The sequence below is a fragment of the Rhizobium sp. WSM1328 genome, from assembly GCF_057653715.1.
In genome coordinates this window covers 2,247,611-2,261,371 of the sequence record NZ_CM172788.1, presented here as the reverse complement: position 1 = coordinate 2,261,371, position 13,761 = coordinate 2,247,611, and the positions used below count along the sequence as shown (strand labels likewise).

The window sequence follows — 13,761 nt, the reverse complement described above, 5'->3', positions numbered from 1 at the left end:
TCTTGTCGGAAGCGAAATCATGCCTGCCAGTGATTTGACATTCCATCACTCGCCGCTAATTCACACTTGAAATCGAAGGAAACAGTGAATGAATACTGCGGCACCTGCCACGAAAGCTCGGACCGGCGTGTCCGGTTTGGATACAGTTCTGGCGGGGGGCCTTTCGCCGGGCCACGTGTTTCTCCTGGAAGGAAACCCGGGAGCGGGGAAGACGACGATCGCGCTGCAGTTTCTGATCGAAGGTGCACGGCTCGGCGAGCAGGGGCTCTACATAACCCTTTCAGAGACCGAGAGCGAACTCCGAGCCGGGGCCGCATCGCATGGCATGGTGATCGATGGCAATATCGAGATCTTCGAGGTCGTGCCTCCGGAAAGCCTGCTGGATGCCGACCAGCAGCAAAGCCTGCTTTATTCATCAGATCTTGAACTCGGAGAGACGACAAAGGAAATCTTTGCCGCTTTCGAGCGGGTCAAGCCACGTCGCGTGGTTCTCGACAGTCTGTCGGAGATCAGGCTGCTCGCACAAAGCTCACTACGCTACCGCCGGCAGATCCTTGCGCTCAAGCACTATTTTGCCCGGCAGGGCGCGACAGTCCTTCTGCTCGATGATCTGACCTCCGACGTGCTCGACAAGACGGTGCACAGCGTTGTTCACGGCGTGATCCATCTCGAAGAGATGGCGCCGAACTACGGCTCCGAACGCCGACGTCTAAGGGTCATAAAATATCGCGGTCAGGCCTTCCGAGGCGGTTATCACGATTTCATCATCCAGACTGGCGGCGTTATCGTCTTTCCGCGGCTCGTCGCCGCCGAACACAGGTCGAGCTACACCCGCGATCAGATTTCCTGCAATATTGCGGAACTGGACCTTCTTCTGGGAGGTGGCCTCGAGCGAGGTTCCAGCACACTCATCCTTGGTCCTGCCGGCACCGGCAAAAGCACTTTCTCGTTTCAATTCCTGGTGGCTGCGGTCGCGCGCGGCGAGAAAGTGGCGGCCTTCATTTTTGACGAGGAGCTGGGCCTGCTCTTCACGCGGCTGAAGGCGCTCGGAATAGATCTCGAGGCAATGCGGGACGCCGGTCATATCCACATCGAACAGCTCGATGCCGCCGAACTGTCGCCGGGCGAATTTGCCCACCGCGTGCGCAGCTGCGTCGACAAGTCGGATGCGAAAACCGTTATCATCGACAGTATCAATGGTTATCAGGCTTCGATGCCGGATGAGAATTCGCTGATCCTTCATATGCATGAGCTGCTGCAATATTTGAACAGGCAAGGCGCCAACACCTTTCTCACCGTTGCCCAGCACGGGCTGGTCGGTGACATGAAGGCACCTGTCGACGTCACCTATCTCGCAGATACCGTCATTCTGCTGCGTTACTTCGAGGCTGCGGGAAAGGTGCGGCGGGCAGTCTCGGTGATCAAGAAGAGGACCGGCTTTCACGAGGATACCATCCGCGAGTATCGTATCGACGCCTCCGGGTTGAGGTTTGGAGATCCTCTCGTCGGGTTCCAGGGCGTGCTTCGCGGCGTTCCCGAATTTATCGCGACCTCAACGCCGCTCCTAAAGACCGATGGCGGGGATAGCGGCAATTCCTAATTCCGGAAAACCGAAAGCATTGATCTACACCCCCGCCGGTCGCGACGCCTGGGTGGCGAGATCGTTGGTCGATGAAGCCGGATTGGCATCGATTGCTGCCACCGACCTGTCTATGTTCGCGTCATCGCTCAGCGATGACATCGCGCTTGGCGTCTTGACGGAAGAGGCCGTTCGCTCGAGCGATCTCAAGCCGATTGCCGCCTGGGTTTCGGCCCAGCCGAGCTGGTCGGATCTTCCCTTCATTGTACTCACCACACGTGGCGGCGGGCCTGAACGAAATCCGGGCGCTGCAAGGCTTTCCGAGGTTCTTGGTAACGTCACCTTCCTGGAAAGGCCATTCCATGCGACCTCCTTCATCAGCGTTGCCCGGACCGCATTAAAGGGACGCCTGCGCCAATACGAAGCGCAAGCCAGGCTTGAAGCTCTGGGCGAGGGAGAGCGACGGTTGCAGACGGCGCTCGCCGCCGGTCGTCTCGGGGCGTGGGAGCTGGAGCTGTCCTCGATGGCCTTGTCGGCCTCGGCGACCTGCAAGGCAATCTTCGGCCGAGGGCCGGATGACGATGTCACGCGCGACGATCTGATCGCAAGCATCCACCCCGACGACCGGGATCTTGTGCTGGCACGCCTGCGCCAGACGATCGATACCGGACGCGACTATTCGATCGAGCACAGGACGATCTGGCCGGATGGATCACTGCATTGGACCGAAGTCCATGCGCAGCTTTATTCCGACAGATATGGTTCCGCCAGGAAACTTGTCGGTGTCTGTTCCGATACCACCGTCCGAAAGACCATCGAGGAAAATCTGAGACGGCTCAATGAAAACCTCGAAGAGCGCGTGAGGGAACGAACCAAAGAGGTCAACGCCGCTCACCAGACCCTGCTCGAGGAAGTCGCCCAACGTGAAAGAGCCGAGGAGCAGCTTCGCCAATCGCAAAAGATGGAGGCGATCGGCCAACTGACCGGCGGCGTCGCCCACGATTTCAACAATCTGCTGATGGTCGTTCTCGGAAATCTGGAGCTGCTCGGCAAACACGTTGGCGGAGATGCCAAAGCGACGCGTCTGGTCGACGGGGCGATTCAGGGCGCGCGGCGCGGGGCGGCGCTGACGCAGCGGCTGCTGGCTTTTGCCAGACAGCAGGATCTGCAGGTCAAGCCCATCGATCTGGCCGAGCTGGTCTCCGGCATGAACGACCTGTTGCGGCGCTCGGTCGGATCCTCGATCAGCATCGAAACCATCCTGCCGGCGACGCTGCCGCCGGCGCTGATCGACGCGAACCAACTCGAATTGGCGCTGCTCAACCTCGCGGTCAATGCCCGCGATGCGATGCCGGATGGCGGGACCCTGTCCATATCGCTGCGCGAGGAGCAGGTGCCTGGCGATGACGGCGCTCTCGGCGAGGGGGCCTATCTGGTGCTGGCGGTGGCCGACAGTGGCACCGGCATGGATGCGGAGACGCTGAAGAAGGCGGTCGATCCGTTTTTCTCGACCAAGGAACTCGGAAAGGGCACGGGCCTAGGCTTATCGATGATCCACGGACTGGCCGTTCAGCTCAATGGTGCACTTCGTCTGACCAGCGAGCTTGGAGTGGGAACGACCGCCGAGCTGTGGCTTCCGGCGACGGAACGGCGCGCCGAGCGGGCGATCGAAGCGGAATTGCCCGTTCCGCAAGCTGCGTCCAGACTGAAGATAATTCTGGTCGACGACGATGCCTTGATCGCCATGAGTTCGGTCGACATGCTTGAAGATCTAGGCCACGAGGTCGTCGAAGCAAACTCCGGCTCGCAGGCGCTGGAACTGATCAGCAGCGGCCAGCATTTCGACCTTGTCATCACCGACTATTCGATGCCTGGCATGACCGGCGCACAGCTTGCCCAGGCCGCGCGGGACATTTGTCCGGGGTTGCCGATCGTGCTGGCGACAGGTTACGCCGATCTTCCTGCCGGCACCGATATCGATCTTCCGAGATTGGCAAAGCCCTACGATCAGGCTCAGCTCGCCAAGGAAATCGCCAAGGCGATGGCAAGCGAAACGGTTCCGCTTCTGAGGTCCGGCGGCAACGCAGGTGGTTCAAAGCTTCGCCTGTCCAAGGCCAACGATGTCAGCGATGAAATCGGCGATGGCGCCTGTGTCGTTTAGATCGAAGACCGGCAGGGCCGTATCCGTGACTGCATGATCGGCGGCGATGGCGCAGATATGGGGATCGCTCGGCGCCAACGGTTCGCGATTTGCCGCTTCCAGGCGGCGGGCCTCGATCTTCGGGATCGGCTCGCGCTTGTAACCTTCGATCAGCACGAGATCGCAGGGGGCGAGGCGGGCGAGGATCTCTTCGAACTCAGGTTCGGGGGCGCCGCGCAGCTCGTGCATGATGGCGTAGCGGGTGCCGGAGACGATGGTGACCTCGTGGGCGCCGGCCTGGCGATGGCGGTAGCTGTCGGCCCCGACCTTGTCGATGTCGAAATCATGATGGGCGTGCTTGATCGTCGAGATCCTGTAACCGCGGCGGGTGAACTCCGTCACTAGCCGGACGGCGAGACCCGTCTTGCCCGAGTTCTTCCAGCCGGCGATGCCGAAGATTTTCGGTGCAGTCATACGCGAAGGGCCTCCAGCCAGCGTTCCGCCTCGACGAGATCGTCGGGCGTGTTGATGTTGAAGAAGGGATCGAGCAGGCTGGCGCGGGTCGGATGCAGCGGAAACGCCACTTCCGTAACGTCATGCCGCAACAGGAAGTCGCGCACACGGCGCTTCTCGTCGGTGGCGATCCAGGCTTCGAGATCGGCGGCCAGCGTCACCGGCCAGAGCCCGAAGACCGGATGGCTACGGCCTTCGGAGGTGGCAATTGCGATCTGCGACGCGTGCTCGACCGCGGCCGCCAGCCGGGCGACGAGATCGGCCGGGAAGAACGGGCAATCCACCGAGACGGTGACGACATGGGTGATCGAGGGCAGACCGGCGGCATAGACCATGGTGGCATGGATACCGGCCATCGGCCCGGCCTTGCCGGGAAAACGGTCGGGAATGACAGGCACACCCTCGGCGGCGGCATCGGCATTGACGGCAACGTGGAAAGTTTGCTGCGAGAGGCGGGTCAGCACATGGCGGAGCAGGCTCTCGGCCCCAAGCATCACGCCTGCCTTGTCGCGGCCCATGCGCTGCGAACGGCCGCCGGCCAATACGACGCCCGCTATATGAGATTTATCCAACGAGAATTGAGCCATCATCCTTCCTCAAACCGGCGCACGCGGCGCGGATTCCTGCGCAATCGGCGACACACGGCGCTTGGCCTCACGATAGAACGTATAGAGGCCGGAGGCGATGACGATCGCAGCCCCGACGAGCGTCCAGCTGTCAGGCACTTCCGCGAAGAAAAAGAAGCCGAGCACAGAAGAGAAGATCAGGCTGGTATAGCGAAACGGCGCGACGAAAGAGATTTCGCCGGTGCGCATGGCGAGGATGACCGACTGGTAGCCGACGAGCACCAGCACCGATGCGAGTACGAGATGCCCAAGTGCTGCGGCGCTGACCGGCTGCCAGCCGCCGAGCACCGGGATGAGCAGCGCGCCGAAGAAGGAGGCTGATATGGCGGTGATGACGGTTATCATCAGCGAGGGAATCTCCGGACTGATGCTCCGGGTGGCGAGATCGCGGCCGGCCGTCGTCAGCACCGCAGCGACGCAGAGGAGGGCGGCGGCGGTGAATCCCTCAGGGCCGGGACGGATAATGATCATCACGCCGACGAGGCCGACAAGGATCGCCGACCAGCGCCGCCAGCCGACCGGCTCGCCGAAGAAGAGGGCAGCGCCGAAGGTGACGACCAGCGGCAGCGACTGCAGGATCGCCGAGGCATTGGCGATCGGCATCATGCCGAGCGCGGTGATATAGGTGACGGCGGAGAGCGTCTCACAGATGATCCTGAAGATGATCATCGGCTGCAGCATGATGCGCCAGGAGCGCAACGCGCCCATTTTCCAGGCGATCAGATAGACGAGCAGGCTGGTGAAGAGGCCGCGCAGGAACATGATCTCGCCGGCGTTCATATAGGCGATCACCGATTTGGATAGAGCGTCGCTTGCGGAAAAGCCGGCCATCGCCATGCTCATATAGATGGCGCCCTCAGTATTGCGTGACCGCGGCATGAAGAGATTCCCGTTACCTGTGCGCTCCTTTTAATCGCGAAGACGCATGAAGGGAATCGGATGAATGCCACACCAGGCATAAATCGATGATGCGGTGCACAACGGCACTGACCTCAATGCAGGCGTGTGGATGAAGGTCTCGGCAAATCTCGGTTTTATAAGGCGAATTCCGATGTTTCCGACGCCGTGATCAAGGCGTCGATGAGGACGCGCCGTCGCGCTGCCGGTTCGGCCATAGGCGTTTTTCTCGTCCTGCGCGGGAAACGGGTGGCTGCATCGCATGATGTTTGAGCATGTCAAATCTGGCAACAAACCAGGAGAGACCGATATGACACTTCTCAACGACAAGATCGCCATCATCACCGGCGCAAGCTCAGGCATCGGCCGCGCAGCGGCGAAACTCTTTGCACGGCAAGGTGCCAAGCTCGTGGTCACCGGCCGGCGACAAGACGCGCTCGACGCCGTCATCGCGGAAATTGAGGCGGAGGGTGGGCAGGCCGTCGCCATATCAGGCGATGTCAGGGACGAGGCGCTCCAGGAAAGGCTTGTCGAAACGGCAGTCTCGCGTTTCGGCCGGCTCGACATCGCCTTCAACAATGCCGGCATCATCGGTGAGATGGGGCCGGTCGCCGGGCTGTCGGTGGAGGGCTGGCGCGAGACGATCGAGACCAATCTCACCGCCGCCTTCCTCGGCGCCAAACACCAGTCGGCGGCGATGGGGAAAGGCGGCGGATCGCTGATCTTCACCTCGACCTTTGTCGGCCACACCGTCGGCATGCCGGGCATGGCCGCCTATGCGGCGAGCAAGGCGGGGCTGATCGGCTTCGTGCAGGTGCTCGCCGCCGAACTCGGAGCGCAGAAGATCCGCGTCAACGCGCTGCTTCCCGGCGGCACCGACACGCCCGCCAGTATCACCAACGCGCCTGATGCCACGCCGGAGGTGCTCGCCTTCGTGGAGGGGCTGCATGCGCTGAAACGCATGGCGCAACCCGAAGAGATCGCCAATGCGGCGCTTTTCCTCGCCTCCGACATGTCGAGCTTCGTGACCGGCACGGCGATGCTGGCAGATGGTGGGGTTTCGATCAGCCGAACATAGGGGCAGGAAATAGGGTGTGCTGTGGCAACCAGCCGTGCGCGTCTGGGACCCAGCCACCCGCCCTCGTCCTTCGAGGCTCCGGCCTGCGGCCTGCGCGCCTCAGGATGAGGGCTGGTCGGTGTGCCTTGCCGCTGCGCTTCCCGTTGAACCAAGCCGCAACCTCTCTCCAGCCTCATCCTGAGGCGCCCCGAAGGGGCCTCGAAGGACGGGGCTGGCCGCTTTGCGGAGATCAGGCGACTTCGCGTATGTCTTTTGCCGCCTGGCGGTCGAGATAGGCGACCAGGTCCTCGATGGTGACGAGGGGGAGGTTGTGGCGTTCGGCGAAGAGCGTGAGTTCGGGCAGGCGGGACATGGTTCCGTCGTCGTTGGCGACTTCGCAGATGACGCCGGCGGGGATCCGCCCGGCGAGGCGGGCGAGATCGACGGCGGCTTCGGTGTGGCCGGGGCGGCCGAGCACGCCGCGGGGGTTGGAGCGCAGCGGGAAGATATGGCCGGGGCGGGCGAATTCGGCGGGCTTTGCGCGATCGTCGACCAGGGCGCGGACGGTGGCGGCTCGGTCGGCAGCCGAGATACCGGTCGTCGTGCCCTTGAGATAATCGACCGAGACCGTGAAGGCGGTTTTGTGCGATTCCGTGTTGTTGGGCACCATGAGCGGAATATCGAGCGCATCGAGACGCTCGCCTTCCATGGCGATGCAGACGAGTCCACGGGCGTGGGTCATCATGAAGGCGATTGCCTCAGGGGTGACGGCATCGGCCGCGACCACGATATCACCTTCGTTTTCCCGGTTCTGGTCGTCGACGACGACGACCATCTTGCCGCTGGCAATAGCTGATATGGCATCTTCGATTGTTGCGATAGTCATGCTGTCTGGCCTTTCAAGGGTTATGTCAGCTGACTGACATGGTCTGCTCGGCTCAGTCCGTGAGCGAGCCTTCTGCCCTTGGGCGAACAAACGTCGGCCGACTCCGGGATGGAGTGCGACTGCCCGTGTTGTCCTCTTCCATCCGGACTATACCGTCGGCTCCGGCATCTCACCGGATCTGCTGACCTTCCGACAGGAGGTGCCGGAAGCGCTCGCGGGCTCCAGGATTGCTCCTGATACCGCCGGTGGGGAATTACACCCCGCCCTGAGAACACTTCAAAGATAGGATCAAAAACAGGCGGATGGCAAGGTCACTCGACCAGGCAAAAATGCAAAGCTGCCCTGACGCCGATGGACACACTGTTCACACGGAGGCGACGACCGTGTCGCCTTCCGCACTTCGCTGGTGGTTTGCTCTTTGTTCGATGCATGTCGTTGTCCCAAAACCGCTACGCAATTTTGGGCGCCTGCATCAGGACATGATCAGGCCGCCGTCGACATTGATCGTCTGGCCGGTGATATAGGCGGCGTCATCGCTGGCGAGGAAGGTCACCAGGCCGGCGACATCTTCCCCAGAGCCGGCCCGTTTCATCGGGATGCCCTCGACCCATTCCTTCATCAGTTCGCCGGGGGCGTAGTTGCCGAGCAGCTTGCCCCAGGCCTGGTCGTTATAGGCCCACATGTCGGTCTCGATGATGCCGGGGCAGAAGGCGTTGACGGTGATCTTCTCGGTCGCGACTTCCTTGGCCAGGCTCTGGGTGATGCCGACGACGCCCATTTTCGAGGCGGCATAATGCGGGGTGTAGATGAAGCCGTCGCGGGCCTGGCCGGAAGCGGTGTTGATGATGCGGCCGCCGCGCTTGTGCTTGCGCATCCTTGATATCGCCTCCTGGGCGCAGAGGAAGACGCCCTTGGTGTTGACGGCCATGACCTTGTCCCACTCGTTTTCGGTCAGGTCCTCGACGCGGGCGATTGTGATGACGCCAGCATTCTGGATCGAAACGTCGACCGAGCCGAATTCCTTCTCGGCGGCATCGTAGAGGGCGGTGACGCTTGCCTTGTCGGTGACATCGCCGATGAAGGAGATCGCCTTGCCGCCTTCGGCCCGGATCTGTTCGGCGACGCCGTGGACCAGGTCCTCATTGGCCGAGACGACGAGATTGGCGCCTTCTTTCGCGAAGCGTTTGGCGATCGCCGCTCCGATGCCGCGGCTACCCCCGGTAATGACGACAGTCTTCTGCTCAAAGCGTTTCATGCTCTTTCCTTGTCCGTCGATAAACAGCAAATCTGGGTGCGACCTACCATGCGATCATTATTGGAGATCAAACGGTTGTCGCGAATTCAGGCAGTCTAGAGCGCCGATGACGATCCGAGCCCTCGGTCCGTTCGACAACCCGTTCGATCAGCGTGAAGGGCGGGCAAGACGGCGATATCGCACGCCGTCTTGCCCGTTGGTCCCTTCAGCGCCTCGATCTCAGCCAGGGAGGAAGCGAGATCGGTCACTTTCCAGCAGCGGCAATGAGCTTTCTCATCACCAGCAGCAGAAACCGCCGTCGACGAGAAGATCGACGCCGGTCACGAAACTTGCTGCATTCGACAGCAGAAACACCGCCGGGCCTACCATCTCGTCCACCGCTGCCATGCGCTGCATCGGCGTCTGCTCTTCGAAGAGCTTGGTCTGGTGGACCATCTCCGGACGGGTGTTCATGGGCGTTGCCGTGTATCCGGGGGAGATGGTGTTGACGCGAATGCCGCGGTCGACCCATTCCATCGCCATGGACTTCGACATATGGATGACGCCCGCCTTGGAGGCGTTATAGTGCGCTTGGCTCAGCCCGCGATTTACGATCACGCCGGACATGGAAGCGATGTTGACGATGGAGCCGCGTCCATTCTTGAGCATGGCGCGAGCCTCGGCCTGGCAGGAAAGAAAGACACCTTTCAGGTTGATATCCATCAACGTCTGATATTGGTCCTCCTCCATCTCTTCCGCGGCGTTCGCGTTAGCGATGCCTGCCGCGTTGACTGCAAGCGTCAGCGTGCCGAGATCGGCTTCGGTCCGTGCTATTGCCTCTCCAAGGGAAGATTTGCTCGTGACATCCGCCGCGATCTGGATCGAGCGGCGGCCGGCGGCGCGAATATGTTCGGCCGTCTTGACCAGCCCGTCGTCGGTTCGGCGGTCGAGCAGCGCCACGTCGGCGCCGCATTGCGCAAGGCCGATGGCAATGCGCTGACCAATACCGCTGCCGGCTCCGGTCACGATGGCAACCTGGCCGCTGAGATCGAAAAGCTTCGGGGCGTTCAGAGTGATGTCGGACACCGCTCTTCCTTTCTCTGTCTGTTTAGATGGTGGCCAGTTCCATGACCGAAACGTCATTTGCCTGGTCACGATTGAGAATCCCCGCCTGCTTGCCTTGCGCAAGCACGAGAATGCGATTGGAGACTCCGAGAACTTCCTCGAGGTCCGAGCTTACGACGATGACCGCCACGCCCCGTTTGGCAAGATTGACGATGATGTCGTAGATACCGGCTCGGGCGCCGACGTCGATGCCTCTCGTCGGTTCGTCGAGCACGACGACCTTAGGATCGCGCATCAGCCATTTCGCGATGACCACCTTCTGCTGGTTGCCGCCGGACAGGTCCGAGGCATATTGCTCCGCACGGCCCTTCACGCCGAACTTGGCCACTGCCTTCTCCGCAAACGAGCGCTTGACGCTCGGCGTAATCCAACGCCCGCCCAGCTTGTCGAGATTGGCGTAGATAATGTTCTCGCTGATCCGGTGCCCGACGATCAGGCCCTGCTCCTTGCGGTCTTCCGGAACCATCACGATACCCTTGGCGATCGCGTCCGCCGGATCTCGCAGCCTCAGTTCCTCGCCTTCCAGCTTGATCGACCCAGCACTGATTGGATCTGCTCCCGAAATCGCACGCACCAGTTCGGTGCGGCCGGCGCCGACCAATCCGGCGATCCCCAGAATTTCCCCGGCCCGGACCTCGAAGGTAACGTCACGGAACGAGTTGTCCGGCGAGCACAGCCCCGACACCTGGAGTACTGGATGCTCTGTCGGAACCGGCAGGGCAGGGAACAAGCGGTCAAGCGGGCGTCCGACCATGCTCTCGACGATCGTTCGCACCGGTGTCGCGCTGTCGGAGAATTCCTGCACGCGCTCGCCATCGCGAAGAACGACGATCCGATCGGTTATTCGCTTGATCTCTTCCATGCGGTGGGAAATGTAGACGATGCCGACACCTTCTGAGCGAAGCTTCCGAACCTGTTCGAAAAGAGCTTCCGTCTCCGCGCCGCCAAGGGCGGCCGTCGGCTCATCGAGGATCAGGAGCTTTGCGTTGAGAGCCAGCGCCTTGGCGATCTCGATGAGTTGCTGATTTGCCGTGGAAAGGCCGGCGACCGTCCGCGTTGCAGGGATGTGAAGGTTCAAGCGAGCGAGCTGGTCCTGGGCCCGGCGAACCATCTGGGCGCGGTCGACGACGCCGTTCTTCATCGGCCAACGTCCGATGAAGACGTTTTCCGCGATCGACAGCTGCGGCAGAAGCTGCAGCTCCTGATGGATCAGGACAACGCCCTTGTCGATCGCTTCCCTTGGGGTGGCCGGGGCATAAGGCTGCCCCAGCCATGTCATTGATCCTTCGGACGGCGTGCGTGACCCGGCGATAATGCCCGATAGCGTTGACTTGCCTGCGCCGTTTTCACCGAGAAGTGCAACCACTTCGCCGGGATAAACGTCCAAGCTGACATTCTTCAGAACCTGGAGCGGCCCATACCATTTGGATATGCCCCTCAGGGAAAGAACTGGATCAGTCACGGCACACCTCCTCAAGACCTCAACTTCATTACGGATGGTTGGCGATGAAGCCTGCGACGTTTTCCTTGGTTGTCAGCGTGGCATCCAGGAGCTGGACCGGCGGCACCTTTTCTCCGGCGACAAGCTTGGCGGCGTTTTCAACCGCGTCGCGGCCCATCTTCTGCGTCTGCTGGGTCGCCGTTACGTTGAAGACACCCTTGCTGAGCGCTTCGAGAGCTGCGGTGTCACCATCGAAGCCGCCAACCACGATCTTCTGGGAAGGATTGGCGACCTTGATCGCCTGCGCGGCGCCAAGGGCAAGGCCGTCGGCCTGGGCGAACACGATCGAAACGTCCGGATTTGCCTGCAGCATATTCTGCATGATCTGGAATCCTTCGTCCTGGCTCCAGATGTTCGAGAACTGCTCGGCGACAACCTTGACGTCCGGATATGCCTTGAGAGATTCAGCGCAACCCTTCGAACGATCGACTTCCGGCGTTGTGCCCTTCTGGCCGTGGATGATGACCATCTTCCCCTTGCCGCCGGCTTCCTTCAGAATGTAGTCGCACACGGCCTTGGCAGACGCGACGGAATCCGTTGCAAGGAAGGTATCGCCCGGTGCTCCCTCGGCGTTGCGGTCAACGTTCACGACCGGAATACCAGCGCTCTTGGCGAGCTTGACCGGAACGGTCGCAGCCGCCGCACCTGCCGGAATGTAGATCAGCGCGTCGATCTTCTGGGTCAGGAGGTCCTGGATCTGGTTGACCTGCGTCGGCCCGTCGCCCTTTGCGTCGACCGTGATGACTTCGATGCCGCGCTTCTTGGCTTCGGCTTCGACGGATTGTTTGATCTGGTTGAAGAAGTTTGCCTGAAGGTTGGCAACGGCCAAGCCGAGCTTCTTCAGTTCCGCCGCGTGTACTGGGCCGAGCATGAGACCGAGCAGGGCAGCAGACGCGAGCATGGTGCGCGCTATTTTCATTGTATTTCCTCCGTTGTTTGATGGAACCCTCGGGTATGTCCTCCCCCTCGGGGTATTGATCCGCCCCAAACCCTTGGAGCGGAATTCCTGGTCCGCCGACGCGGCGGACCCCGCTCGTCAGGCGCGACGCCGACGAATAGTCTCCGCGCCGACCGCGAGCACGATGACGATGCCGATGATCACTTGCTGCAGGAACGGCGAGACGTTGAGAAGATTGAGCCCGTTGCGAAGGACGCCGATGATAAGAACGCCGATCAGTGTTCCTCCGATACCGCCCGCCCCCCCCGAAAGCGAAGTCCCGCCGATGACGACTGCTGCGATGGTGTCCAATTCATAGCCCAGACCGCTGGACGGCTGGACGGAATCCAGCCTGGCGGCGAGTACGATGCCTGCGAGCCCCGCAAGGACTGAACTTGCGACGTAGACGCCAATCGTCACGAGCGGAACGTTGATACCCGCAAGGCGCGCGACTTCCGGATTTCCTCCCACCGCGTAGAGCATGCGACCTTCGGACCGGAAGTGCAGGAAAAGCCAGGCCGCAAGAACAACCGCAAGCATGAGAAACACAGTGGCTGTCAACACGCCGAAATGGCGATCGATTGCCAGCATCATGAACCAGTCGGGGAATCCGACGATCTGCTGGCCGTCCGTGATCATATTTGCGACGCCGCGAGCCGCGGACATCATCGCAAGAGTGGCAATAAAGGCTGGAACCCTGAACTGCGTCACCAGAAGTCCGACGATCAGGCCCGAAATGCCCGATGCGACCAGAGCAAAAACGATCCCGACCGGCAGCGGTAGGCCGGCGACATTCGCAGTCCAGCCCATGACCATCATCGCAAGAGCCAGTGCCGAGCCGACGGAGAGATCGATGCCGCCGATCAGAATGACAAAGGTCATTCCGACAGCCATGATGCCGAGGACAGTGATCTGATCGAGGATGTTGAGACCGTTCCGAACCGAAAGAAACGTGTCGGTGCTGAGGCTCAGGAAGACGCAAAGCAAGAGCAGCCCCACGAGCGGGCCGGTGGCTCCCTTGAGCTTGCTCAACCAGGCGCCGGACGAAAGCCCGTGTTCATTGATATCGAGCGCCACCATTGTTCCTCCCTATGCCTAGGCTGATTGCATGCTACGAATAAATATTCACTGATGCTGGAAAATTCATTAACAAGTTGCTTTCCGGCTGTCAACAGGATTTCTAGACTTGCAACTGTTGGTGTAGCACTTAAAGGACTTGACTAATCGGTGTCTTGTGCAAAAATATTGATAACTGAATATTTATGC

The 13,761-nt window shown here is 61.0% G+C and carries 12 protein-coding genes and 1 riboswitch; of the genes, 3 read left to right on the top strand and 9 right to left on the bottom strand.

The window, feature by feature from the left end:
• The first annotated feature begins 88 nt into the window (after positions 1-88).
• Together AC2444_RS11475 and AC2444_RS11470 are read left to right on the top strand one after the other, a co-directional pair.
• Positions 89-1,600: an ATPase domain-containing protein gene (locus AC2444_RS11475; protein ID WP_012757745.1), complete on the top strand. Its 1,512-nt coding sequence runs from the start codon at positions 89-91 to the stop codon at positions 1,598-1,600.
• Positions 1,575-3,740 (top strand): PAS domain-containing hybrid sensor histidine kinase/response regulator, encoded by a 2,166-nt coding sequence (locus AC2444_RS11470; RefSeq protein WP_012757744.1) that lies wholly within the window; start codon positions 1,575-1,577, stop codon positions 3,738-3,740. Before AC2444_RS11475 ends, AC2444_RS11470 begins: the two co-directional genes overlap by 26 nt.
• On the opposite strand, the gene mobB is transcribed toward AC2444_RS11470, so the two are convergent.
• From mobB to AC2444_RS11455, 3 genes are read right to left on the bottom strand one after another with little or no spacing between them, the layout of a single operon-like run.
• Positions 3,672-4,193, bottom strand: a complete 522-nt coding sequence (mobB, locus tag AC2444_RS11465; protein ID WP_128438424.1) for a molybdopterin-guanine dinucleotide biosynthesis protein B — start codon at positions 4,191-4,193, stop codon at positions 3,672-3,674. The genes AC2444_RS11470 and mobB overlap by 69 nt on opposite strands.
• A complete protein-coding gene (gene mobA, locus AC2444_RS11460) occupies positions 4,190-4,819 on the bottom strand; it encodes a molybdenum cofactor guanylyltransferase MobA (protein ID WP_012757742.1) in 630 nt (209 codons plus the stop codon). The genes mobB and mobA overlap by 4 nt, the downstream gene beginning before the upstream one ends.
• A 9-nt stretch (positions 4,820-4,828) precedes the next feature.
• On the bottom strand, positions 4,829-5,737 hold the full coding sequence (locus tag AC2444_RS11455; protein ID WP_012757741.1) for a DMT family transporter: 909 nt from the start codon (positions 5,735-5,737) through the stop codon (positions 4,829-4,831).
• Positions 5,738-6,065: 328 nt separating this feature from the next.
• Here AC2444_RS11455 and AC2444_RS11450 point away from each other — a divergent pair, with 328 nt between their 5' ends.
• Complete coding sequence (locus AC2444_RS11450) at positions 6,066-6,833, top strand: SDR family oxidoreductase (RefSeq protein WP_012757740.1); 768 nt, start codon at positions 6,066-6,068, stop codon at positions 6,831-6,833.
• A gap of 229 nt (positions 6,834-7,062) precedes the next feature.
• Here AC2444_RS11450 and ribB read toward each other — a convergent pair whose 3' ends face one another.
• From ribB to AC2444_RS11420, 6 genes are all read right to left on the bottom strand, one after another.
• Positions 7,063-7,698 carry a 3,4-dihydroxy-2-butanone-4-phosphate synthase gene (ribB, locus tag AC2444_RS11445; protein WP_012757739.1) on the bottom strand — a complete coding sequence of 212 codons (636 nt, stop codon included), beginning with the start codon at positions 7,696-7,698 and terminating at the stop codon, positions 7,063-7,065.
• A gap of 126 nt (positions 7,699-7,824) precedes the next feature.
• A riboswitch (FMN riboswitch) is annotated at positions 7,825-7,975 on the bottom strand.
• Positions 7,976-8,170: 195 nt separating this feature from the next.
• On the bottom strand, positions 8,171-8,953 hold the full coding sequence (locus tag AC2444_RS11440; protein ID WP_017994294.1) for a glucose 1-dehydrogenase: 783 nt from the start codon (positions 8,951-8,953) through the stop codon (positions 8,171-8,173).
• 276 nt (positions 8,954-9,229) lie between these two features.
• Positions 9,230-10,018, bottom strand: coding sequence for an SDR family oxidoreductase (locus AC2444_RS11435; protein WP_012757737.1), 789 nt, complete (start codon positions 10,016-10,018; stop codon positions 9,230-9,232).
• Between the two features lie 22 nt (positions 10,019-10,040).
• Positions 10,041-11,519, bottom strand: a complete 1,479-nt coding sequence (locus AC2444_RS11430) for a sugar ABC transporter ATP-binding protein (protein ID WP_012757736.1) — start codon at positions 11,517-11,519, stop codon at positions 10,041-10,043.
• A gap of 28 nt (positions 11,520-11,547) precedes the next feature.
• Entirely contained in the window at positions 11,548-12,477 is a 930-nt protein-coding gene (locus AC2444_RS11425) for a sugar ABC transporter substrate-binding protein (RefSeq protein WP_003540275.1), read from the bottom strand.
• Positions 12,478-12,594: 117 nt separating this feature from the next.
• The gene (locus tag AC2444_RS11420) at positions 12,595-13,575 is read right to left on the bottom strand and encodes an ABC transporter permease (protein ID WP_012757735.1); all 981 of its coding nucleotides are present in this window, start codon (positions 13,573-13,575) and stop codon (positions 12,595-12,597) included.
• Positions 13,576-13,761: the final 186 nt, after the last annotated feature.

Excerpts from the sequence above, each read along its gene's own strand:
- mobB (WP_128438424.1), bottom strand. The coding sequence starts at position 4,193 with ATGACTGCACCGAAAATCTTCGGCATCGCCGGCTGGAAGAACTCGGGC.
- ribB (WP_012757739.1), bottom strand. The coding sequence starts at position 7,698 with ATGACTATCGCAACAATCGAAGATGCCATATCAGCTATTGCCAGCGGC.
- AC2444_RS11425 (WP_003540275.1), bottom strand. The coding sequence starts at position 12,477 with ATGAAAATAGCGCGCACCATGCTCGCGTCTGCTGCCCTGCTCGGTCTC.
- AC2444_RS11450 (WP_012757740.1), top strand. The coding sequence starts at position 6,066 with ATGACACTTCTCAACGACAAGATCGCCATCATCACCGGCGCAAGCTCA.
- AC2444_RS11470 (WP_012757744.1), top strand. The coding sequence starts at position 1,575 with ATGGCGGGGATAGCGGCAATTCCTAATTCCGGAAAACCGAAAGCATTG.
- mobA (WP_012757742.1), bottom strand. The coding sequence starts at position 4,819 with ATGGCTCAATTCTCGTTGGATAAATCTCATATAGCGGGCGTCGTATTG.
- AC2444_RS11475 (WP_012757745.1), top strand. The coding sequence starts at position 89 with ATGAATACTGCGGCACCTGCCACGAAAGCTCGGACCGGCGTGTCCGGT.
- AC2444_RS11455 (WP_012757741.1), bottom strand. The coding sequence starts at position 5,737 with ATGCCGCGGTCACGCAATACTGAGGGCGCCATCTATATGAGCATGGCG.
- AC2444_RS11420 (WP_012757735.1), bottom strand. The coding sequence starts at position 13,575 with ATGGTGGCGCTCGATATCAATGAACACGGGCTTTCGTCCGGCGCCTGG.
- AC2444_RS11440 (WP_017994294.1), bottom strand. The coding sequence starts at position 8,953 with ATGAAACGCTTTGAGCAGAAGACTGTCGTCATTACCGGGGGTAGCCGC.